The organism is Hymenobacter sp. B81, assembly GCF_044628455.1.
In the GTDB taxonomy this organism is placed as follows: Bacteria; Bacteroidota; Bacteroidia; order Cytophagales; family Hymenobacteraceae; genus Solirubrum.
Map to the genome: position 1 here is coordinate 1,293,900 of NZ_JBIYZW010000001.1, position 22,353 is coordinate 1,316,252.

The 22,353-nt window shown below is 64.8% G+C and carries 15 protein-coding genes and 3 tRNA genes; 10 read left to right on the forward strand and 8 right to left on the reverse strand.

The annotated features are described in order from the left end of the window. Window positions 1-587 precede the first annotated feature (587 nt). From gyrB to ACE191_RS05850, 5 genes are all read right to left on the reverse strand, one after another. Complete coding sequence (gyrB, locus tag ACE191_RS05830; protein ID WP_400191248.1) at window positions 588-2,573, reverse strand: DNA topoisomerase (ATP-hydrolyzing) subunit B; 1,986 nt, start codon at window positions 2,571-2,573, stop codon at window positions 588-590. A 405-nt stretch (window positions 2,574-2,978) separates the two neighbouring features. Beyond that, a complete protein-coding gene (locus ACE191_RS05835; RefSeq protein WP_400191249.1) occupies window positions 2,979-4,370 on the reverse strand; it encodes a T9SS type A sorting domain-containing protein in 1,392 nt (463 codons plus the stop codon). Window positions 4,371-4,790: 420 nt separating this feature from the next. Beyond that, window positions 4,791-4,864, reverse strand: a tRNA-Arg gene (locus ACE191_RS05840). A 62-nt stretch (window positions 4,865-4,926) separates the two neighbouring features. Further along, window positions 4,927-5,000, reverse strand: a tRNA-Pro gene (locus ACE191_RS05845). Between the two features lie 81 nt (window positions 5,001-5,081). Beyond that, window positions 5,082-5,169, reverse strand: a tRNA-Ser gene (locus tag ACE191_RS05850). A 167-nt stretch (window positions 5,170-5,336) separates the two neighbouring features. On the opposite strand from ACE191_RS05850, the gene ACE191_RS05855 reads away from it, so the two are divergent. From ACE191_RS05855 to ACE191_RS05890, 8 genes are all read left to right on the forward strand, one after another. After that, window positions 5,337-6,314 carry a VWA domain-containing protein gene (locus ACE191_RS05855; protein ID WP_400191250.1) on the forward strand — a complete coding sequence of 326 codons (978 nt, stop codon included), beginning with the start codon at window positions 5,337-5,339 and terminating at the stop codon, window positions 6,312-6,314. Continuing rightward, window positions 6,311-7,168: a tetratricopeptide repeat protein gene (locus ACE191_RS05860; protein ID WP_400191251.1), complete on the forward strand. Its 858-nt coding sequence runs from the start codon at window positions 6,311-6,313 to the stop codon at window positions 7,166-7,168. The genes ACE191_RS05855 and ACE191_RS05860 overlap by 4 nt, the downstream gene beginning before the upstream one ends. Before the next feature lie 159 nt (window positions 7,169-7,327). Continuing rightward, window positions 7,328-8,509 carry an acetyl-CoA C-acyltransferase gene (locus ACE191_RS05865; protein ID WP_400191252.1) on the forward strand — a complete coding sequence of 394 codons (1,182 nt, stop codon included), beginning with the start codon at window positions 7,328-7,330 and terminating at the stop codon, window positions 8,507-8,509. 303 nt (window positions 8,510-8,812) lie between these two features. Then, a complete protein-coding gene (locus tag ACE191_RS05870) occupies window positions 8,813-10,216 on the forward strand; it encodes a toxin-antitoxin system YwqK family antitoxin (RefSeq protein WP_400191253.1) in 1,404 nt (467 codons plus the stop codon). Between the two features lie 352 nt (window positions 10,217-10,568). After that, entirely contained in the window at window positions 10,569-13,025 is a 2,457-nt protein-coding gene (locus ACE191_RS05875) for an outer membrane beta-barrel protein (RefSeq protein WP_400191254.1), read from the forward strand. A gap of 264 nt (window positions 13,026-13,289) precedes the next feature. After that, window positions 13,290-15,749 (forward strand): TonB-dependent receptor domain-containing protein, encoded by a 2,460-nt coding sequence (locus ACE191_RS05880; protein WP_400191255.1) that lies wholly within the window; start codon window positions 13,290-13,292, stop codon window positions 15,747-15,749. A 1,014-nt stretch (window positions 15,750-16,763) separates the two neighbouring features. Further along, a complete protein-coding gene (locus ACE191_RS05885; protein ID WP_400191256.1) occupies window positions 16,764-17,270 on the forward strand; it encodes a carboxypeptidase regulatory-like domain-containing protein in 507 nt (168 codons plus the stop codon). A gap of 162 nt (window positions 17,271-17,432) precedes the next feature. Next, window positions 17,433-18,113, forward strand: a complete 681-nt coding sequence (locus ACE191_RS05890) for a TIGR02117 family protein (RefSeq protein ID WP_400191257.1) — start codon at window positions 17,433-17,435, stop codon at window positions 18,111-18,113. Window positions 18,114-18,304: 191 nt separating this feature from the next. Here the strand turns inward: ACE191_RS05890 and ACE191_RS05895 are convergent, their stop codons facing one another. Continuing rightward, a complete protein-coding gene (locus ACE191_RS05895; RefSeq protein WP_400191258.1) occupies window positions 18,305-18,655 on the reverse strand; it encodes a hypothetical protein in 351 nt (116 codons plus the stop codon). Window positions 18,656-18,986: 331 nt separating this feature from the next. Beyond that, the gene (locus ACE191_RS05900; RefSeq protein WP_400191259.1) at window positions 18,987-19,808 is read right to left on the reverse strand and encodes a DUF6597 domain-containing transcriptional factor; all 822 of its coding nucleotides are present in this window, start codon (window positions 19,806-19,808) and stop codon (window positions 18,987-18,989) included. Window positions 19,809-19,992: 184 nt separating this feature from the next. Here ACE191_RS05900 and hisS point away from each other — a divergent pair, with 184 nt between their 5' ends. After that, the gene (gene hisS / locus ACE191_RS05905; protein WP_400191260.1) at window positions 19,993-21,387 is read left to right on the forward strand and encodes a histidine--tRNA ligase; all 1,395 of its coding nucleotides are present in this window, start codon (window positions 19,993-19,995) and stop codon (window positions 21,385-21,387) included. Window positions 21,388-21,484: 97 nt separating this feature from the next. Beyond that, on the forward strand, window positions 21,485-21,994 hold the full coding sequence (locus ACE191_RS05910) for a hypothetical protein (RefSeq protein ID WP_400191261.1): 510 nt from the start codon (window positions 21,485-21,487) through the stop codon (window positions 21,992-21,994). Window positions 21,995-22,145: 151 nt separating this feature from the next. Here ACE191_RS05910 and ACE191_RS05915 read toward each other — a convergent pair whose 3' ends face one another. Next, complete coding sequence (locus ACE191_RS05915; protein WP_400191262.1) at window positions 22,146-22,337, reverse strand: PID-CTERM protein-sorting domain-containing protein; 192 nt, start codon at window positions 22,335-22,337, stop codon at window positions 22,146-22,148. Window positions 22,338-22,353: the final 16 nt, after the last annotated feature.

The following is a 22,353-nucleotide window of genomic DNA, read 5'->3' on the forward strand; positions in this document are numbered from 1 at the left end:
CGCGGCTTGAGGCTGCACGGGCGGTACGGAAAGCCGCCCTGCCTCAACTGAACCGCGTCCCCGGCGCGGCCTGCTGAGACCTCCCCCCACTCGGTTCGCTTGATGCGCGAAGCCTCGCGGAGAGGGGAACCAGGCAAAGCGGAAGGGCCTACAATGGTTTCTTGCCTCGGGAACTTCTCCAGCCTTCTCCTACAATCGTTTTTAGGCTCTGGAACTTCTCCAGAGCCTTACTACAATTGGTTTCGGCCTCGGGAACTTCTCCAGAGCCCTTCTAAAATCGTTTTCGAGCCCGGCAACTTCTCCCGAGCCTTCCTACAATCGTTTTCACGCCCGGGGGCTTCCCCTGCCTCTGCCTACAATGGTTTCCAAGCTTAGGGGAAGCCCTCGGGCCTTTCTACAATGGTTTTTGCTCCCGGGGAATTCCCGGGGCTTCCGCGCAAAATTTCTGAGTCCGGGGGAAGTTGCCGGGACTTGCGCGCAAAAGCTGGGCGGGGTAAAAAAAGTGGTGCCACGGCTTTGAGCCGTGGCACCACTACGTGGGACGATTAACGTCCCCGCAATCCGGTAAATCCGGACGCATCCGTGATTTAGACGTCCAGCTTGGCGTACTTGGCGTTTTTCTCGATGAACTCGCGGCGCGGGGCCACCTCGTCGCCCATCAGCATGGAGAACAGGTGGTCGGCTTCGGCGGCCGATTCTACCGTAACCTGCTTGAGCGAGCGGGTGGCGGGCTGCATGGTAGTCAGCCAGAGCTGCTCGGCGTTCATCTCGCCCAGACCCTTGTAGCGCTGCACGTTCACGGTTTCGGGGCGGCCCTTGCCCAGCTCTTCCTGCGCGGCCTGGCGCTCGACCTCGGTCCAGCAGTAGCGCTCCTCCTTGCCCTTCTTCACCAAATACAGCGGCGGCAGGGCAATGTAGATGTAGCCGCGGTCGACCAGCTCGCGCATGTAGCGGAAGAAGAAGGTCAAGATCAGCGTGCGGATGTGCGAGCCGTCGATGTCGGCGTCGGTCATGATGATGACCTTGTGGTAGCGCAGCTTGGAAATGTTGAGCGCCTTGTCATCCTTCTCGATGCCCTTTTCCGCGTCGGCCGGCACCCCGAAGCTCACGCCCAGGGCCGTAATCATGTTGCGGATTTCCTGGTTTTCGTAGATGTGGTGCTCCTGGGCCTTCTCCACGTTCAGGATCTTGCCGCGCAAAGGCAGAATGGCCTGGAAGGCGCGGTTGCGGCCCTGCTTGGCGGTGCCGCCGGCCGAGTCCCCTTCCACCAGGTACAGCTCGCAGATTTCCGGGTCCGACTCCGAGCAGTCGGCCAGCTTGCCGGGCAGCGAGGTCGAGCCCAGCACGGTTTTGCGCTGCACCATCTCGCGGGCCTTCTTGGCGGCAATGCGCGCGCGGGCCGCCAGAATCACCTTCTCCACGATCATGGCCGCTTCCTTGGGATTCTCTTCCAGGTACTGGGCCAGGATTTCGCCCACGGCCGTGTTCACGGCACCGTTCACCTCGCTGTTGCCCAGCTTGGTTTTGGTCTGGCCTTCGAACTGCGGCTCCTGCACCTTCACCGAGATGACGGCGGTGAGGCCTTCGCGGAAGTCTTCGCCCGAAATTTCCACCTTGGCCTTTTCCAGCTTACCCGATTTGTCGGCGTAAGCCTTCAGGGTGCGGGTGAGGGCCGAGCGGAAGCCCGCCACGTGGGTACCGCCCTCGTGGGTGTTGATGTTGTTGACGTAGGAGAAGATGTGCTCCTGGTAGGAGTCGTTGTACTGCAGGGCCACTTCCACCGGCACGTTGCCCTTTTCGCTGACGACGTGAATGGGCTCGGGCATCAGCGCGCGGCGCTCTTTGCCGTCGAGGTACTGCACGAACTCGGCCAGGCCGCCCTCGGAGAAGAACTGCTCGCCGCGGGCCACCCCGGCTTCATCCTTCTCGCGCAGGTCCGTGAGGTTGATGCGGATGCCCTTGTTGAGGTACGACAGCTCGCGCAGGCGCGTGGCCACGGTCTCGTAGCGGTACACGGTGTCGGTGAAGATGGTGTCGTCGGGCCAGAACTCCACCTGGGTGCCGTTCTGGGTGGTTTCGCCGATTTCCTTCACCGGGTACAGCGGGGCGCCGCGCTCGTACTCCTGCTGGTAGACCTTGCCGTTTTTGTACACCGTCACGCGCAGCAGGTTGCTGAGCGCGTTTACGCAGCTCACGCCCACGCCGTGCAGACCGCCCGACACCTTGTAGGTATCCTTGTCGAACTTGCCGCCGGCGTGCAGCACGGTCATCACGACCTCGAGCGCCGAGCGGCCTTCTTTCTGGTGAAAGTCCACCGGAATGCCCCGGCCGTTGTCGCGCACCGTGACGGAGTTGTCTTCGTTGATGGTAACGTCAATCGTGTCGCAGTACCCGGCCAGGGCTTCGTCGATGGAGTTGTCGACTACCTCCCACACCAGATGGTGCAAGCCTTTCACGCCGATGTCGCCGATGTACATAGCCGGGCGCTTGCGCACGGCTTCGAGCCCTTCGAGTACCTGGATGTTGTCCGCGGAGTACTCGTTGCGGGCTTTTTTCTCTTGGATTTCGCTCATGTAGGACGCTTGAAGTTCAGCCGCAGATTCGGCCTAGGGTAGAACACGCGAAGATACCGAAACATCCCTTCTCCGCCATGTTTTCGCCCTTTTTCGCCCCCCAAAAACCGCAAATAAATCACCGTATTTCGCCCCGGCTGAATTGACTTTCCCCGGCCACCGGCCCCGGGTTTACTTGCGGGGGCTGCCGTCGGGTTTGGGTGGCCGCTACTGCTGCCTCGGCCACCCGCCGGCTCGCGTACTGCCTGCACCGCCGGTCGCCCGGTTGGTCGCCTTCCGGCCTGCCAGGGCGAGACCAGCGGCGCCGCGCGGCTGCCGGTCCGCAACGATACCGAAGCCCCTGCCGGGCACAAAAAAAGGCCTGCCGGATTGCCGGCAGGCCTTGATACTGGGACTGGGGGCAGACTACTGGATAACCAGCTTTTCTACTACCGAGCCTTTTTCGGTTTGCAGCAGCATGGTGTACACGCCGGCCTTCTGCTTGCTCAGGTCGATGGGAGCTTCCTGACCAGCCACGCGGGCGTCCTGCAGGTTGGTGCTGTACACCTGACGGCCCAGGGCATCGGATACCACCACGCGGCCAATTTTGTTGTTCACGGCGCCGTTGCGCAGCGTGAACACGCCGTTGGCGCTGGGGTTGGGGTACACCTGAATGTCGGCCTTCACGGCTGCCATGGGCTTGTTAGCCAGCGTCACCGAGCGGTTCAGCTTGTACACGGCCCCGTTGACTGCGGTAGCACCCAGGAACGAGCCGGCCCAGCCAACCGAGGGGCTCACTACGTCGATTTCAAACATGCCTTTGCTCGAGTCGAGCACGTCCCAGGTCACGCCGCCGTCGCGGGAGATAGACGCGCCGTAGTCGTTGAGGCTGTCGGCGGCGAAGTCGCGCGAACCCACTACAACGTAGGTGTTGGGCAGACCCGGTACGGCATCCATACCCGCGTCGCGGAACTCACCGGTGTAGCCGATGGCGGTGTTGGTGGCGCCGCCGTCGGTGGTTTTCACCAGGTCCAGGCCGTTGGCCATCAGGCCGTTGTTCTGGTCGGCAAAGGCAATGTGGTTGACGGCCGCCAGCAGGTCGGTCGGAGCAGCGGTCCACGTCACGCCCATGTTGGTCGATTTGTAGAGGCGCACGGCGCGGTCGTCATCATTGTAGCCGCCGGCCCAGATGGTGTTGCCCAGTGCGAAGTAGGAGTTTACCAGGCCGTACTCGAAGGCGTCGGTCGTCACGGGAGCCCGGCTCACGCGGGTCCAGTTGGTGCCGCCGTCGGTGGTGGTGTACACTTCCAGCGAGCCGCCCACGCCACCGGCCGGACGGGGGTTCGGGTCACCCATTACCACGCCGTTGTTGGCGTCGAAGAAGTGAATCACGTTCGGGAAGGCATCGGCGCCGGTGAAGGCTGCCGTCGGCTGGCGCGTCCAGGTTACACCGCCGTCGGTGGTTTTGAAGACGCCGCCGCCGGCACCTGCGGTGCTGTAGGCTGCAATCCAAGCCGTGTTACCGTCCACCGCGGTGAAGTTGGTCACGCTCAGGTTGGCAGGAATGTTCAGGGGGCCGCCGGTCCAGGTAGTACCACCATCCACGGTGCGCACGAAGCGGCGGGCCGTACCGTTGGCAATGTTCTCGCGGAACAGGATCCACGCCGTCGAGGCATCCACCGCCTCCACGTCCGAAACGATGTGGTTCTGGGGCGTGATGGCAGCACCGATGCCCTGCGTTACGAAGTAGGGCGTCTGCGCCGAAGCAGCCGTGCTAAGGGCAAAGGCGCAGGCAAGCGTAAGTAAGATTTTCTTCATGGGTGATGGGTGAAGGAAAGGAGGATGAATGAAGGAAAGCAGTGAAAAACAAACCGTAAGGGCGCTAAGCCCCACCTGGCAAGCATTCTAGGCGGCATCAATATAGGCAAAATCGGTTTATGCCTACTGGAAATTCCCAAAGTACTGTGCCCGCAGACTGCCCCGGGAAAGTCCGGCTACTGTACGCACCGAGCCCCGGCGAGTTCCCCTGAAGCCGTATTACCAGCTCCTGGGGTTCCTTTTCTGCTTCAGCAGCCTGAACTTCGCTAGAGCGCTGCCGTTCGCCAGCTAGTAGCGGCCCTTTGCCAGCGCCGACCGGGGAAAGAACCCTGCACCGAGGCGCTGGTTGCAAACCGGGCGAAAATTGCCCAACTGCGCCAAACAAAAAAGCCTCTCCGCGGCGGAGAGGCTTTCTGGCAGTACCCCGTAAGAGATTCGAACTCCTGACCGTCCGCTTAGAAGGCGGATGCTCTATCCAACTGAGCTAACGGGGCAAGGCCGATACCACGAAAGCCGCCCGCCCCCGAAATGGGCAGGCGGCTTTCTCGTGGCAACGTCGGGGTGGCAGGATTCGAACCTGCGGCCTCCTGCTCCCAAAGCAGGCGCGATACCGGGCTACGCTACACCCCGAAAAAAAATGTTGAATTCCGAACGATGAAGGTTGAACGAACTAATTCAAAATTCAGCATTCAGAATTCAACATTTCAAGCGCGGAGAGAGGGGGATTCGAACCCCCGGTAGCCTTTAGAGCTACGGCAGTTTAGCAAACTACTGGTTTCAGCCACTCACCCATCTCTCCGTGGGTTGATTTCCCGCGGGCCGCTTGCCCTTCGGGGCAGCAAATATACAGGGGTGCATCGGAAAACAAGGCCCTGGTTAAAAAAAATATGCCCCTTCAAGCCCGTACGGCCGCTTATCTTTGGCCAGCACCCGCTGCATCTGCGGCGGGCAATTACGCGAGCGGGTATGCCAACTTGGCTTTATTCATGGACTTACGCCGAAACCGCGCTCTGCGCGCTGGCGCTGCTGCTGTACGGCGGCTACGCCCTGCGCACCCGCCGGCTAGCCCGCCCGCTCGACCAGTCGAGTGGGCGCGTGGCGTGGAAGCTGGTGCTGCGCTCCGCGGCCCTGGGTTTGCTGCTGGTGGCCCTGCTGGGGCCGGCCTACGGGCTGATGCGGCAGCCCGTGCGCACTGCCGGCAAGGACCTGTGGCTGCTGGTCGACCTTTCGCGCTCCATGGATGCCCCCGACGTAGTGCCTACCCGCCTGCTGCGGGCGCGGGCCGAGCTGGCCAACCTGGTGCAGCGCTTTCCCGCCGACCGCATCGGGCTGATCGTGTTCAGCTCGGAAGCCTTCGTGCACTGCCCCCTCACCTACGATCAGCAGGCCCTACTGACGCTGCTGGGCACCCTGCACACCCGCCTGGTGCCGGCGGCCGCTACCGATCTGGCCCAGCCGCTGCAACTAGCCCTGACACGTCTGGCCGCTGCACCGCGCCCCACTGGTACCGAAGCGCGGCGGGCCACGGCCCTGGTGCTGGTGAGCGACGGCGAGGACTTCGGCGAGCAACTGGAGCCCGCCATCCGGGAGCTGGTGCGCACCGGCGTGCGACTTTACGCGGTGGGCGTGGGCACGGCGGCGGGCAGCCGCATTCCCCGCTCGGGCGACTTCCTGCGCGACGCCCAGGGTCGTCCGGGTGTGAGCCGGCTGCAGCCGGCCCCGCTGCGTCGCCTGGCCGAGCTCACCGGCGGCAGCTACATCGAGGTGTCGGAGCGGCGCAACGAGTTTCCGGTGCTGCTGCGCGCCCTCTCGCGCCTCGAAGGCCAGACCCAGCAGGTGCGGACCGTGTCGGTGGCCGACAACCGCTACGCCTACCCGCTGGCGGCGGCCCTGCTGCTGCTGGCCCTCGACGTGCTCATCACCGTTAGCGTCATTCGCCCATGATGCGCAGCCTGCTCGTGGTGCTGATGCTGGCGGGCGGCGGGCTGTGGGACGGCCTGACGCGGGTGCGCGACTACAATGCCGTCGTGCAGCGGGCGTCCTCAGCCTATGTCCGGGGCCGCTACCAGGAAGCTGCTCTGCTTTACGAGCAGGCCCTGACGCTGGGGCCGGCTCCCGCCAATCTCCGACTGAACCTGGCCCACGCGCATTCCCGGCTGGGCCAGACCGCCCGGGCCCGGCAACTCTACTCGGGCTTGCTGACCGGCGCCGAGCCCGCGGTGCGCAGCGTGGCCCGGCAGCAGCTGGCCGTGCTGGCGGCCCGCCGCGGCGACGTTGTGCAAGCCATTGCCCTGCTGCGCCAGGCCCTGCTCGACAACCCCACCAACGCCGAGGCGCGCTACAACTACGAACTGTTGCGCCGCTACCAGGGCCGGCCGCCTCAACCCCAGATTCCGCCCCCGTCCGCCCCGGCTCCCAAACCGCAGGCAGCCCCGACGCCGGCCAATACCCCGCAACCTCAGCCCAAAGCCCCGGCGGGCCGCGACGTAGCGCCGCAGTCCGCCGGCGGCCCTGGCGCGGCCACTGAAGCGGCGCAAGGCCAGCAGCCCGGCTCCGTGCGCGGCACCGGTGCCGACTCTGATTCCCGCAGCGGCGCGCCGGGGCGGGCGGGCACCGAGGGCGCGGCCCCCACCGACAGCCGCGTGAACACCCGGCAGCAGCGGCTGCGGCAACTCAACCTCACCGAAGCGCAGGCCCGCCAGCTGCTCGATGCGCTGCGTGAACGGGAGCAGCAGTACCTGCAGCAGCTGCCGCACAAGCCCACCCGCCCGCCCGTGGCCGGCAAACCTGCGTGGTAGAGTACCGGTTGTCAGGCGAGCGGGATGGTGCCGTACCAGCCGCCAGCCGGTCAGGCCGCCGGAAATCCTGCTACTTTTGAGTTACTGCTTCCCGCAAAGCCGGCGGCCCTGGTTAGCCGACTTAGGTTGTTTCCCCTCCACTTCTCTCCTACTTTTTTCATGCAAACCAAAGAAGTATACGTCATTTCCGCCGTGCGCACGCCCATCGGCTCGTTTGGCGGCGCCCTGTCGTCGCTGTCGGCCACCGAGCTGGGCGGCATCGCGCTCAAGGGTGCCCTCGAGAAAGCCGGCGTCGATGCCAAGCACGTGCAGCAGGTGATTATGGGCAACGTGATTTCGGCCAACCTGGGCCAGGCCCCGGCCCGCCAGGCCGCGTTGAAAGCCGGCCTGGGCTACGAGGTGGAATGCACCACCGTTAATAAAGTGTGCGCCTCGGGCTCGAAGGCCATTATGATGGCCGCCCAGTCCATCATGCTGGGCCAGTCGGACGTGGTGCTGGCCGGCGGCATGGAAAGCATGTCGAACGTACCCTACTACCTCGACAAAGCCCGCTTCGGCGCCAAGTACGGCCACGGCCAGATGATCGACGGGCTGATGAAGGACGGGCTGTGGGACCCCTACCACAACTACGCCATGGGCAACGCGGCCGAAAACACGGCCAAGGAAATGGGCATCACCCGCGAAGAGCAGGATGCCTTTGCCATCGAGAGCTACACCCGCAGCGCCAACGCGGCCAAAGCCGGCAAAAAGAAAGACGAAATCATTCCCGTTACCATCGAGCAGCGCGGCAAGACCGTGGTGGTAGAAGACGACGAGGAATACCTGAAGGTGGATTTCGCCAAGGTGCCCGGCCTCAAGCCTGCTTTCATCAAGGAAGGCACCGTAACGGCCGCCAACGCCTCGACCCTGAACGACGGCGCCGCCGCGGTACTTTTGATGAGCAAGGAAAAGGCCGAAGAGCTGGGCCTCAAGCCCCTGGCCCGCATCCTGGGCTTCGCCGACGCCGAGCAGGCCCCGGAGTGGTTTACCACTTCGCCCTCGCTGGCCATTCCGAAGGCCTTGAAGCATGCCGGCGTGGAAGCCGATAAAGTGGACTTCTACGAAATCAACGAGGCTTTCTCGGTGGTGTCCTTGGCCAACAACAAGCTGCTGAAGCTGGAAGGCACGAAAGTGAACGTGTACGGCGGCGCCGTGTCGCTGGGCCACCCGCTGGGCGCCTCGGGCGCGCGCATCGTGACTACCCTGCTGAACGTGCTGCAGAACGAGGGCGGCAAAATCGGCGTCACCGGCATCTGCAACGGCGGCGGCGGCGCCAGCAGCATCGTACTGGAAAAGCTGTAATGCCGGATTTGAGCGGATTTTTCGGATTCCGCCGACGATTCTTTGAGTAGTACCCTGGCTTGCTGCCGGGGTACTACTTTTTTATTTGCTTGTCTGATCAGGCCGCTTTTGCTGCCCGGGGCCTGCTTCTGCACCGCTCCTCATCGAGCAGCAGGCGGAGCGGCAACCTCCCGGCTTTGGGTCGGCCCGCTACCAGTCAACCGTCCAATCGTCTGCAGAATCCGTGGACCGAAGGTCAGCGAAGCTAAATCCGCCAAAATCCGGGATTCGCACGATTGGCAGAATTTCTGCGTTTTTGCGGCCATGAACCGATTCCTCTTGATTTTGCTGCTGGGCCTGCTGGCCGTCCCGGCCTGGGCCCAGCGGCCGCGCGTGCTTACTACCTACTACGACACCACCCACACCCGCAAGCGCGAGGTCTACCACGCCCTGGTGGGCGCCGACACGGTGCTGGAGGGCAACTACAAGCGCTACTACCGCTCGGGCAAGCTGGAGGTGCTCACCAGCTACCGCGCCGGCAAGCCCGACAGCGCCTACGTCGAGTTCTTCGAAAGCGGCCAGCACCGGCTCGAAGTCACGTTCCGCAACGGGCAGCGCCAGGGTCCCTTCCGCACCTTCTACCCTACCGGTCGGCTGGCCCAGGAAGGCAGCTACGAAGACGACCAGCCCACGGGCCTGATTCGCATGTACCATCCTTCGGGCGAGCTGAAGCTGGAAACCACCCTGCTCAAGGGCCAGCCCCAGGGCGTGGTGCGGCAGGTGTACCCCTCGGGCAAGCCCCAGGCCGAAATGAGCTACCAGAACGGCCAGCCCGACGGCGTGGTGCGCACCTACTACCCCTCGGGGCAGCAGCAGAGCGAGGGCACCTACCGCAACGGCCTGCTGGCCGGGGGCTACAAAACCTGGTACGAGAACGGCAAGCTCGAAACCGAGGTGAGCATGGACAAAACCGGCCGCGGCCAGATGCGCACCTACTACCCCTCGGGCCAGCTGCGCACCGAGGGCAACTACGTGCCGGCCACCGCTGCCACGCGCCCAGTGAAAAACCCGCTGGGTGACGACCTCACCAAGCGGGCCCAGCAGCTGGCACCCGGCACGGCCAACCTGGAGGGCCTGGTGAAAACCTACTACGAAACCGGCGCGCTGAAAAGCACCCAGAACTACAAGAACGGCGTGCTCACCGGCCAGGCCAAATACCTCTACCCCTCGGGCAAAACCGAGCAGGAAATCATCTACGCCAACCAGGGACGCGACCGGAAAGTCACCGGGTACTTCGAGGAGGGCGGCGTGAAGGAAGAGCAGGAGTTCAAGAATAACCAGCGCACGGGCACCTGGCGCACCTTCTACCCCGGCGGCAAGCAGTTGCAGCGCAAGGAAACCTACCAGGCCAACCGCCTCGTGGGCGAGCAGCTGAGCTACCATCCCAACGGGCAGGTGCAGCACAAGATGCTCTACGAAGGCGGCAAGGCCAGTGGGCTGGCGCAGGAGTTCTTTCCCTCGGGCAAGCTGCGCGGCGAAAGCACCTGGAAATCGGGGCTGAAGCTGGGGCCCTACCGCCTGCTGCGCGAGGATGGCACGCTGGAAGTCAGCGGCCAGTTCCGCAACAACCGCGAAACCGGGGTGTGGTCCTACTTCGGGCCCGACGGCAAAACGGTGCGGGAAAAGAAAACCTTCCGCAACGGGCAGGAAGTGAAGCCCGGCAAGTAAAACCAACGAACTGGAACGCGGGGAATGTCCCGGCAGCACTTCGACCGCTGCCGGGACATTATTTTTTTCACCCTGATAATCAACCACATAATTCATTACATGGCATTACCCGTATACTTATCTAAGCAGGTACCTTGCGTTGCAAAGTACCTGCTTTTATATTTGCATCAACCTCAGAGAAAACAGCCTTTCTCCCCTACTTCAGACCAACGGCGCCGCCTGCGCCCCGGCACTTTATTGCCTTTCCGCAGCGGCCTCTACCCTGACTCCAGCCCAGCCTGACACTTCCAGCGGAACCGCGGCCGCTGACGAAGTGTGCCCGGCCCCAACCCCCAACTCATTCCCTGACCTTATGGCACTGGTATCTACCACTCACCGGGCACTGCTGTGCTCAGGCCTCCTGCTTACGCTCCTGCCCTTCGGCCTGCGGGCCCAAACCCCGGGCACTATTTCGGGCAAGCTGCTCGACCACAGCAACCAGCAGGCGCTGCCCTTTGCCAGCGTGGTGCTGCTGCACCTGCCCGACTCGGCTTTGGTGACCGGCGCGCAAACCACCGAAAACGGCACTTTCCGCCTGGAATCGGTGAAGCCGGGCAGCTACGTGCTGCGGGCCACGGTGCTGGGCTACAACCCGCTGCGCCGGGCCGTGGCGCTGCCCACCGGCCAGACCGAGCTGAGCCTGGGCGTGGTGGCGCTGCGGCCCACTACCACTCAGCTCAAGGGCGTGACGGTGACCGGCGAGCGGGAAACGGTGCAGAACGATTTGGGCAAGCGCGTCATCAACGTGGAGAAAGACCTGAGCACGGTGGGCGGCACGGCCGTGAACGTGCTGCAGAACGTGCCCTCGGTAGCGGTGGACGCCAACGGCACGGTGAGCCTGCGCGGCTCGTCGAACCTGACCATCCTCATCGACGGCAAGCCGGCCGGCACCACCAACGGCGGCCCCGGCCCGCGCCTCGACCAGCTGCCGGCCTCGCGCATCGCCCAGGTGGAAGTCATTACCAACCCCTCGGCCAAGTACGACGCCTCGGGAGCGGGCGTCATCAACATCATCACCAAGAAAGACCGCAAAGACGGCTTCAACGGGCAGGTGGGCCTGGTAGTGGGCACCGGGCAGAAGTATGCGCCGACGCTGAACCTGAGCCGGCGCCAGGGCCCGGCCACCTGGAACATGGGCTACAACAGCCGCCTGACGCGCTTCACCAGCACTTCCGAAGACGTTCAGACAGCCGTGCTGCCCTCGGGCGAAACCGTGCGCACCAGCCAGCAGGGCCGCGGCCGCGACCTTGACCAGGACCACTCCCTGCGCCTGGGCCTGGACTACGAACTCAGCCCGCAGCAAAGCCTGAGCGTGAGCGTGGACGGCACCTGGGAAAAAGAGCAGGACTCCGATACCCAGCTTTTGCTGCAGGACACTGCGGAAGGCCGCCGGCAGCAGCTGGGCACCCAGCGGGTCGACGTGGACGTGTTCGTGCTGAACGCCAGCGCCTCGTACCGCCGCACCTGGGCCGAGCAGAAAGGCCGCGAGCTGAGCGCCGATGCCGGCTGGGTGCGCGTCGATGCCACCGTGCCGGTTACCCAGACCCTGCAGGGCGGCCCGAGCCAGCGCCAGGAATTTGCCGTGGGCCCCAACATGTTCTTCGGCAAAATCGACTACGAGCACCCGCTGGCCGGCGGCAAAGGCAAAGTTGAGGCCGGCGCCAAGCTGCAGTTTGCCGACAACACCGGCACCGGCGACCAGCTGCAGGCCCCGGCCGACCGCCCCACCGAATTTGTGCGCAACCCCGCCCGCGCCCTGGCCTACGACTTCCAGGAGCTGCTGCCCGCCGCTTACTTCACCTACCAGCGCAGCCTGAGCCAGGGCTACAGCCTGCAAACCGGGCTGCGCGCCGAGTACACCAACCTGCACGGCGCCGTGCGCGGCGGCCAGGGCCGCGTCGACCTCGACTACCTGAGCTTGTTTCCCTCGGCCACCATTGCCCGCGACCTGGGCGAAAAACCCGGCGAGCAGCGCATCCAGGCCAGCTACGCCCGCCGCATCGACCGGCCCAACTTCATGGAGCAGCTGCCCTTCCCCCTCTACCACGACCCGCGCAACTACCGCATCGGCAACCCGGCCCTGCGCGCCGAGTTCAGCCACAACGTGGAGCTGGGCTACCAGGCCAACCTGAAAGGCGGCGCGGCCCTGACCGGCACCCTGTTCGGCCGCTTCTCGCAGGACGTGATTCAGCGCCTGCGCGCCGTCGATACCCTGGCCACCCGCCTCGGCAACGTGGGCGTGGTAACGGCCGAGTCGTACCGCAACTTTGGCCGCACCGCCAACCTGGGCGCCGAAGCCACCTGGAACCAGCCCCTGACCAAGTGGTGGCGCGTGGCCGCCAGCGGCTCACTGTTCCGCAGCGAAGTAGCGTCTAACGCCGACCTGGCCAACAACCGCCACGCCCTCACCGGCACGGCCCGCCTCACCAGCAACTTCACGCCCCGCCCCACCCTCGACGTGCAGCTGAGCGGCTGGTGGCGCTCGGCCTCGCTCACCGCCCAGGGCCGGCAGCTGGCCGTGGGCGCCCTGGAAGTAGCCCTGCGCCAGCGTTTGTTCCAGGACCGCGCTGCCCTCACCCTGCGCGTCTCCGACGTGCTGAACACCGACAAGCGCCGCTCCGAAATCAGCACCGCAAACCTGGATTTGCGGGCCTGGCATAAAAATGAAACCCGCGTTGGCTGGCTGGGCTTCACCTGGTACATCGGTGCCACCAAGCCCGGCAAGCGCATCGAATCGGCCCCGCAGGGCGGCGGCGGCTTCGGCGGCTAGGCAGCTGCCGGGGCACATCAGATTATCAGCTTCTTGCTCCGTCCGCCCCGCACTCTCGTGCGGGGCGGACGACTTTTAGGGCCTACAGGCTGAAAACGGGGCTATATACCGCAACCAACATAAATGTGCGGCGCGGGCGCAACCCTGGAAAGCGCGTCCTGTCCTTGGGGTGCTTTTCGGAAATCTTCCGGCCGGACGGCCCCGCGGACCCGCCCCAGCCGACGACCGAAAAGCCGCTGTCATTGTTGGCTTTCCGCTGCTTGTATGTTGTTTACTACTCCTCTCCGGCCCCAGTTGGGCGCCGGCCTCCTCGTTGCGTGCCTTAGCTTGCCGGCCGCGGCCCAGACCGCCGGCTCCGTGTCGGGCACCCTGCTCGACCACGCCACCCGCCAACCGTTGCCGTTTGCCAGCGTGGTGCTGCTGCGCGCCCAGGACTCGACCCTGGTTACCGGCGCGCAGACCAGTGAAGCCGGCGCTTTCCGCCTGGAAAAAGTACCCCCTGGCAACTACCTGTTGCGGGCCACCGTGCTGGGCTACCAACCGCTGCGCCGCCGCCTGAGTGTGGCCGAGAGTCAGCCCCTTGGTTTGGGCAACGTGGCCCTGATGCCCGCCACCACCCAGCTCAAGGGCGTGACGGTAACCGGTGAAAAAGCTCCGGTGGTCGACAACCTCGACAAGCGCGTCATCAACGTGGCCAAGGACTTGACCAGCGTGGGCGGCACCGCCACCAACGTGCTGCAGAACGTGCCCTCGGTGAGCGTGGACCAGAACGGGCAGGTGTCGCTGCGCGGTACGGGCAACGTGACCATCTACATCGACGGCAAGCCCAGCGGCGCGGCGGGCGGCGGCCGGGCCGTGAACCTGGACCAGATTCCGGCCTCGCAGATCGAGAGCGTGGAGGTGATGACCAACCCCTCGGCCCGCTACGACGCCGAGGGCGCGGGCGGCATCATCAACATCGTGCTCAAAAAGCAGAAGCAAGACGGCTTCAACGGCTCGGTCGCGGCCAACGTGGGCACCGGCGACAAGTACACCGGCAGCCTGGGGCTGAACCGCCGCCAGGGCCGCGTGAACGTGTTCGGCAACTACGATTTCCGCTTCGACCAGCGCTGGGGCCGCAACGACTCGCGCCAGCTCAACCAGGTGGAGGGCGAGCAGATCGTGACCGAGCAGGTGTCGCGCAACGGCCAGCGCAGCCAGACGCACACCCTGCGCGCCGGCCTCGACTGGAACATCAGCCCCCAGCACACGCTCACCGTCACGGCCCAGCCCAACCTGAACACCAACTCCCTGCCCGACGCGCTGACCACCGACATTCGCCGCGGCAGCACCCTGCGCCGCTTCGGGGCCGACAACGGCATCCGCTCGGAGTTCGGCAGCGCCGACTTCTCGGCTGACTACCGGCGCACCTGGGACGGGCAGAAGCGCCGCGAGCTGACGGCCAACGTGGTGTACTCGCCGGTGCGCGGCGAGCAGGTGCTGAGCCAGAACCAGAACGTGGGCTTGCCCGATGAGCTGGTGCAGCGCCAGGTCATCGACTTCCAGCTCACCCAAAGCTCGACCCAGCTCGACTACACCCACCCCTTCGGCGAAAAAGCGCGGCTCGACGCAGGCCTGAAAACCACTTTCCGCCGCTCGGGCGGCAGCTACGACTTCGAGCGCGCCGCCTCCGGCACGGCCGTCTACGCCCGCATCGACAGCCTCTCGAACAATTACCGCTTCGACGAGTACGTGCAGGCTGGCTACGCCACCTACCAGGGCGAGGCCGGCAAGCTCAGCTACCAGGGCGGGCTGCGCACCGAGCATACCACCATGCGCGGGCTGCTGCGCACCACCGGCCTGGGCTTCGCGCGCCGTTACCTCAACCTGTTCCCCAGCGCCACGTTGGCCTACCAGCTCAGCGCCGACCAGCGCCTGCAGCTGAGCTTTGCCCGCCGCCTCAACCGCCCCGACGCCCCGCTGCTACTGCCCTTCACCAACTATTCCGACCCGCGCAACTACCGCGTGGGCAATACCCGACTGCGCCCCGAGTACATCAACGCCTTGGAGCTGGGTCACCAGCAGTCCTGGGGCGCGGCCACGCTCAGCACCACGGCCTTCTTCCGCCAGACCACCGGCCAGATTCAGCGCTACCGCTCGGTTGATACCACCCTCACGCGCCTGAACGCCGACGGGCTGGTGATTACGCGCACCAGCTTCGTGAACGTGGGCCAGAACAGCGCCTACGGCCTGGAGCTGAGCTTCAACCAGCCGCTGACCAAGTGGTGGCGTCTGAACGTGAACGGCTCGGGATTCCGCAACGTGGTGGCCTCCACCATTGGCTCGACGCGCTTCAACCGCAACTACGCCTACACGGCCCGCCTGAACACCACGTTTACCCCGCTGAAAAAGCTCGACGTGCAGCTCACGGCCAATTACCGCTCACCCAACGTCACCAGCCAGGGACGCATCGATGAGCTGTACTTCGTGGATCTGGCCCTGAAAAAGGACGTGCTCAACGACCGCGGCAGCCTCACCCTGCGCGTATCCGACGTGTTCGACACCAACCGCCTGCGGGCCCAGGCCTACGGCGAAGACCTGGCGCTGGACTTCCGCTTCAAACGCGAGTCACGGGTGGCCCTGCTGGGCTTCATCTACCGCTTCGGCAACGACCAGGCACCGGCCCGCCCGCGCCGCCGCGGCGAGCAGGCGCCGGCCAACGGAGCCCCCGGCGCCGATTTTTAGCCGCCGTCGATTTTTTGTGGTCCCCCGCCAGCAGCCCTCGGTTGCTGGCGGGGGTCTTTTTAGGGCAGCTGCAAACCAACGCGTCCGGCCTGGCAGCCAACCCGACGAGCCAGCCCGGCCCGCTCACACCTGGCAAAACGAAACCGGCAACAATTATTCGGATTTCCCAAAGGCCCAAGCAACCTACGAATTAATTCGTAGTCAATAATCCGAACCAGGCTTACAAGCAGAAGCTTTGGCTCAGCTGAAAGTTGGTACCGGCGGCTGGTGTGCCGGTTTTGCTCCTAGGTAGCCCATAACCAATCGGGGTGGTAGGGCGACAGTGAAATACGCGCCTGGCAGGCAACTGCAGGGCATTCCGGCTGACACCCGCCTGGCCACTCACATCATCGTGGGATTGGAGGGCGCCCACGTGGTCCGCTACCTTTGCGCTGTCAAATCACAAATCTGACTTCGGAAAATGCACTGCTCTCTTTTCCAGCGGCGGCTTCCTTTGGTCGGGAATCACTCCTGAAAAAGTTTTGGTACTGCCAGCGACTTTTTTTGCAGCCTTGGGCAACGCTTCGTCAGTTGCTGCCATCTTACCTGCCAAACGGACCTGATACCCCGCTATCAGGCTAAGCGAACAACCCACCGCTGGTTCTTCGCTCCCGCCAAAGATTTCCCCAAAAACTTCTTTACTGCGCACTTCAGCCCTGCTCAGTACCAGCTAAAACCAGTAAATGAAAATAAATTTCGATAGTACCTTGCATCACAAAGTACCTGCTATTATCTTTACACCATCAACCAAGCACAACGCCTCCGCTGCCGGCCTTAACGGTCTCCGACTCCCGGCCCAGCAGTGCCACCGCTCCCCCCGCATCGGCCAATCGGGCCGGTTCCGCCAGTCGGCCCGCTAGGGTCCGACGGCACGACTCGGCCACGTGGGCCGCCCCGCGCACGGCAGCAGAACCGCGGCTTCTGCCTGCGCCGCCTAGCCCCACCCCTCACCCCACTCCCTTTCCTTTCTAAGCCATGAAAACGCTTGCAGTCCGTTTCTTCCTCCTTGCCATTGCCCTTTTCCTCGGTTTCAACGCGGCAACGGCCGGCACCAGCTCCTCGGCCAAAGCCGTCGGCGTCATCTCGGGTAAACTGCTCGACGCCGACACCCGCGAGGCCATTCCCCAGGCCAACGTCATCGTGCTGCGCCTCAGCGACAACCGCTTCGTGTGCAGCGTAGTAACCCGCGCCGACGGCTCGTTCAGCGTCGCCAACCTGCCCTTTGGCCAGTACCGGCTGCGCACCACCGTGCTGGGCTACGAGCAGCTGCGCCCGGCCTTCCAGGTGAGTGCCCGCCAGCCCAAGCTCACCCTGGGCAGCCTCGCCCTGGTGCCCATGAACGCCCCGCTGGCCCGCTTCACCGCCCTGCCCGCCAGCAACCCACTCGACTCGAAAGCCAGCAAAGTGGGCCAGGCCAGCAAGTGCGTGCTCACGGCCACCCAGCCGCGCCGCTACGCCCGCCGGGCAATAGTGCGCTCCTAGGTTCGTTTGCCCGACGGCGGATTTCCACTCCGCTCTTCGCTCCCATCCTCCTTCCCGCGCGGGACTTCGGCTGCTCACACCGGAGTCCCGCTTTTTTTTATGGGTTACGCCTGGCCCCGGGCAGTATCAAGCCTGGGCCGGCTCCCTACTGCCGGCGGCCGTATGACTACGTTCACCCGAGGATTGCGCCTGCTGATGTCCGTATTTGCCGCCCTGATTGCTTTGCTGATGGCCGGCACGCTGGTGCCGCGCAACGGCGACTTCCGCCAAACCCCGGGCGGCATCCGCATTTTTGTGGTGTCGAACGGCTTTCACACCGACCTGGTGCTGCCCGCCCGCGAACTACAAACCGGCACCGACTGGCTGGCGCACCTGCCGCAGCCGGGCTTCGAGCGGTTTGGGGCGGCCCGCTACGTGAGCTTTGGCTGGGGCAACGAGGCTTTTTACCTGGAATCGTACGGCGGACGGCTGCCACGGGCGGGCACCATTGCGCGGGCCTTGCTGCCGGCGCGCACCCTCATGCACGTGGGCTTTCGGCACCAAGCCCCCGACTCGGGCCGCTACGTGGTGCCGCTACGCATCTCGGCGGCGCAGTACCGGCAGCTGAGCGGCTACGTCGCGCAGAGCTTCCTGTCTGATTCGGTGGGGCGCTGGACGCTGCGCAACGCCCAGGGCTACGGGGAGGCCGACTTTTTCTTTCCGGCCCGGGGCCGCTACCACGCCCTGCGCACCTGCAACGACTGGACCAACCAGGGCCTGCACCACGCCGGCCTGCGCGCGGCCCTCAAAGCTCCGCTGGCGGCCTCGGTGCTGTTTCAGGCCCGGCGGGCTGCTTCCCGCTGATTTCGCCCTGGCGGGTGCCGCCCAACCGTCAGGCTGGCCTGCGGGAAACAGGCGGCCCGGGTACACAGCTGGCTTTTGCCCGCCGTCAGGCGCCGGGGGCCCGACCGCGGCCAACGCAATGCGGCCGCGAAGCCGCCGCCGTAGCTCCCGGCAACTGCTTCGCGGCCGCGCCGCAGGGGACGATGAAACGGTTAGCGCACCGCGTACACGCGTTGCATACGGCGATTTTGCCCCAGCTGCACGGCCAGCATCGTAGTGGTTTCGGCCGCCTGGGGGTCGCGCAGTACCTGGGTCAGCGTGTTATTGAGCAGTTGGGTAGTGCGGCGGCACAGCGGCGTGGGACGGCTCAAATCGAGGCAGAGGTTGTCGAGGCGCTCTTCGCGCACCAGCTCGTGCTGGTCGTTGTAGAAGCGCACCAGGGTGTAGTCGCGGGTGCTCAGGTTGGTTTCCAGGTTCCAGTAGCCCGTGCTTGGTTGGGCCTGAGCCTGGGCCGAGCCGGCAGCACTCAGGGCCAGCAGGGCAAGAAGAATGAGGGTTTTCATAGCGCAGAAGGGTTGTGGGATTGAGGCAACAGGCAGAAGTGGGCCGCCCGAGGGCAGCGGGCCGGCAGCAAGCCAGCGCGGAGGAAGAGCCGGCGCGGAAATCAGGGTAGCCAGGGAAAGATACTGTGCCCCCCGGCCGGTGTATTGCACGAATGCCACACTGCGCGTTGGGGCGGCCGGAAAGTTGGGGGCGGGCCGGGTGGGGAGCCGGCTAATTCCTGGTAAGCGCCGGGCAGGCCGGGGCGCAAGGCAGCTCAAAATCAGTCTTCCCAAAGACACGCTACTGTTCGCCCCGCTGCGTGCCGCGGCCGGGAAATTGTGGGGTGGCTGGCTACCGCGCCCAGAAAAACCGGGCAAACTCATCGTAGTGGGCCAAGTAGGCGGCCGGCGTTTCGCCGGTGAAGCGCCGAAACTCCCGGATCAGGTGGGCCTGATCGTAGTAGCCGCAGCGGTAGGCCACGTCCACCCACTCGGGCCGGGGCTCCTCCTTCAGCAGCTGGCAGACGTGGCCGAAGCGCGCAATCTGGGCGTAGAGCTTGGGCGAGGTGCCCACCTTGGCCAGAAACCGGCGCTCCAGCTGCCGCAAACTCAGGTTGCTGACCTGCACCAGCGCGTCGATGCTTACCTGCCCGTGCTGCTGCACGATGCGGGCCGCCACGAAGTCGACCGCGTCGAGGCGGGGCTGCACCTGGTTCAGGCGGGCCAGCAGCAAAGCTTCGGCGGCCTGCACCCGGGCCGCATGCGAGTCGGCCTCCTGCACCCGGCGCGTCAGCTCGCGGCCGAACTGCCCGGCGGCGCAGTCCAGCTCGAGGGTGGTGTCGGTGGCCTCGTGCATGGGCACGCCAAACAAGTTGAAGAAGCCCGTGGAGTGAAAGCGCACCCCGAAGATGCCCACCCGCCCGGTTTGGTGCAGGTACAGGCGCTTGGTGGTGACGCGGCCCAGCACCAGCCCCGCCCGGATGTCGCGCACTTCCCGGCCGTCGTAGGTAATGGTCTGGTACGGCTCGCCGAACACCACGATGATGCTTTGAATGGTAGCCGGCAGCACGGCGTGCACGACCGGCTGCGCGGGGGTGGCCTGGTCTTCCACCACCCAGTAGTGCTCGACGAAATCGGCCAGCGCGGGCGCCGGGGCAAACCTGAGCAGTTTCATTACCCGATGAGCTTGCTCCCGGTCCCAATAACCCCGGCCCGCAAGCATATAGTGAACCGTTAATATAACACCTCGCGGCCGGTCGGCATGGGACGAAGGCGCCGCGCCCTGTCCCCGGGCAATAGCGGCCGTTGGGATGGGGCGCGGCCCGCCGTTACCTTTGCGCCCCCGCTACCCTATTCCCATGCAGAAACCCAGCACCCCCAGAGGCACCCGCGACTTTGGCCCCACGCAGGTGGCCCGACGTAATTACATCTTCGGCGTGGTGCGCCGCGTGTTCGAGAAGTTCGGCTACGCCCCGCTCGAAACGCCCACCTTGGAAAACCTGTCGGTTCTGATGGGTAAGTACGGTGAAGAAGGCAACCAACTGCTATTCAAGGTTCTTAATTCAGGCGACTTCGCCAAGGACGTTACAGCTGAAGACCTGGCAGCTGGTTCGCAAAAGGTTCTGCCCAAAGTGGCCGAAAAAGGCTTGCGCTACGACCTGACGGTACCCTTCGCCCGCTACGTGGTTATGAACCGCGGTCAGCTCACCCTGCCCTTCAAGCGCTACCAGATTCAGCCCGTGTGGCGCGCCGACCGCCCGGCTCGTGGCCGCTACCGCGAGTTTGTGCAGTGCGACGCCGACGTGGTGGGCACCAATTCGCTGCTCTGCGAGGCCGAAATCGTGCTCATGATCGACGAGGTGCTCAGCACCCTGGGCCTGACGGACTTCTCCATCAAGATCAACCACCGCGGCGTGCTCTCGGGCATCTACCAGGCCCTGGGCGGCGAAGGCCGCGAGTCCGATTTGTTCGTGGCCATCGACAAGCTGGATAAGATCGGGCGCGAGGGCGTGACCCGAGAGCTGCTGGAACGTGGCTTCTCGCAGGGCGCCATCGACAAAGTGTTCGGCTACCTCGAAGTCGGCGGCTCGTTTGATGAAAAGCTGACCGCGCTTCGCCAGGCCTTCGGCGCCGACGGCGTGCTCGCCGACGAAGCCAGTGCCCCCACCCGCGGGCTGGCCGACCTGGCCCAGGTGCAGCAGTACCTGCAGGATTTCGGCTTCGAGCACTTCGAGCGACTGGACTTCGACGTGACCCTGGCCCGCGGCCTGAGCTACTACACCGGCTGCATCTTCGAGGTGAAGGTGAACAACGTGCAGATGGGCAGCATCTCGGGCGGCGGCCGCTACGACAACCTCACCGGCGCCTTCGGGCTGCCCGGCCTCTCGGGCGTGGGCTTCTCCTTCGGCGTCGACCGCATCTACGACGTGCTGGAGGAGCTGCAGCTGTTCCCCGAAGAAGTGGCCGCCGCCCCGCTCTGCCTCATTGCCAACTTCGACCAGGAGGGCCGCGCCACCGTGCTGCCGCTGCTGCGCCGCCTGCGCGACGCGGGCCTCGCGGCCGAGCTCTACCCCGAGGTCAGCAAGCTCAAAAAGCAGTTCGAGTACGCCGACAAGCGCGGCATCCGCTACCTGTTGCTGGCCGGCCCCGACGAGCGGGCCGCGGGCCAGGTGAAGCTGCGCGACATGCGCGCCGGCACCGAGCAGACCCTGGCACTGAGCGACGTGGTAGCCACCGTGCAGGCTCTGGCCTAAGCCAACGCTTCACTGAATACAGCAGTCGTGCCCGAACTTCCCGGTTCGGGCACGACTGCTTTTGGAGTTATTTACTTTCCTCACCCGCATTTCACCGATGACCGATCCGGCGCTTTCCGCAGTACTTGCCGATTTGGCCTCGTCCTGGCAACGTCAGGGCATTGCGGGTCCTGCGCTGCCAGCCGCTTACGTAAAAGAGGTTTGCGCTGTCCGGGGCCTCATACTGCCTCCGGATTTTCATCAGTTCTACTGCGCAGTCAACGGAACGCCCGGGCTGTACCCAAACTGGCTCGATGAAAAGGGTTTCTCCTTTCTGCCCATTGAAGCACTGGAAACACGGCGCGGGTTGCTTCACATCATTCCTGACAACGTTACCACTAAGGCCCGGCAGCAGGTAACGGTTTTCGTCGATTACATGCACCGCAGCTGGGAATACGGCTTCATTGCGGCGGAAAACGAAACCGGTTATCTGATTGGCATTATACCCTCGGAGGGAATATTCAAGGTGCTGACGTCTTCGCTGACAACCTTTCTGGCCTGGTACCTGCGCGACGCTGATGAGTTGTATGATTATGGCTCTGACTACCCGCCGGAAGCAGTGCCCTGACCTAAGAAGCTGAGCACGGCAGCTGTCCGCCACCAAAAAGCCCCATTGCAACGCCCGCAGGCGCTGGAATGGGGCTTTTACCGTTGGACGGGCTCCTACCCATGCCACTACGAGTGGCGGCAGGCTACCGGGCAACGAAGGAACCGGGCGACTACTTGCGGCGGCGCAGGCGGTTGAGGGCATAGGCCGCGCCTCCGGCCAGCAGCAGGGAGGCGCCGCCGTCGATGGGTACGGCGGTGGGCTGGCCGGGCTGGGGGCCGCCCGAGCCGGGGTTGCCCTGGGCCTGGGCCGCGGCGCTACTCAACAGGGCCGCGCCCAGCAGACAGAAAAAGAAACGAGTCATGGGTTACAGTAGAAGG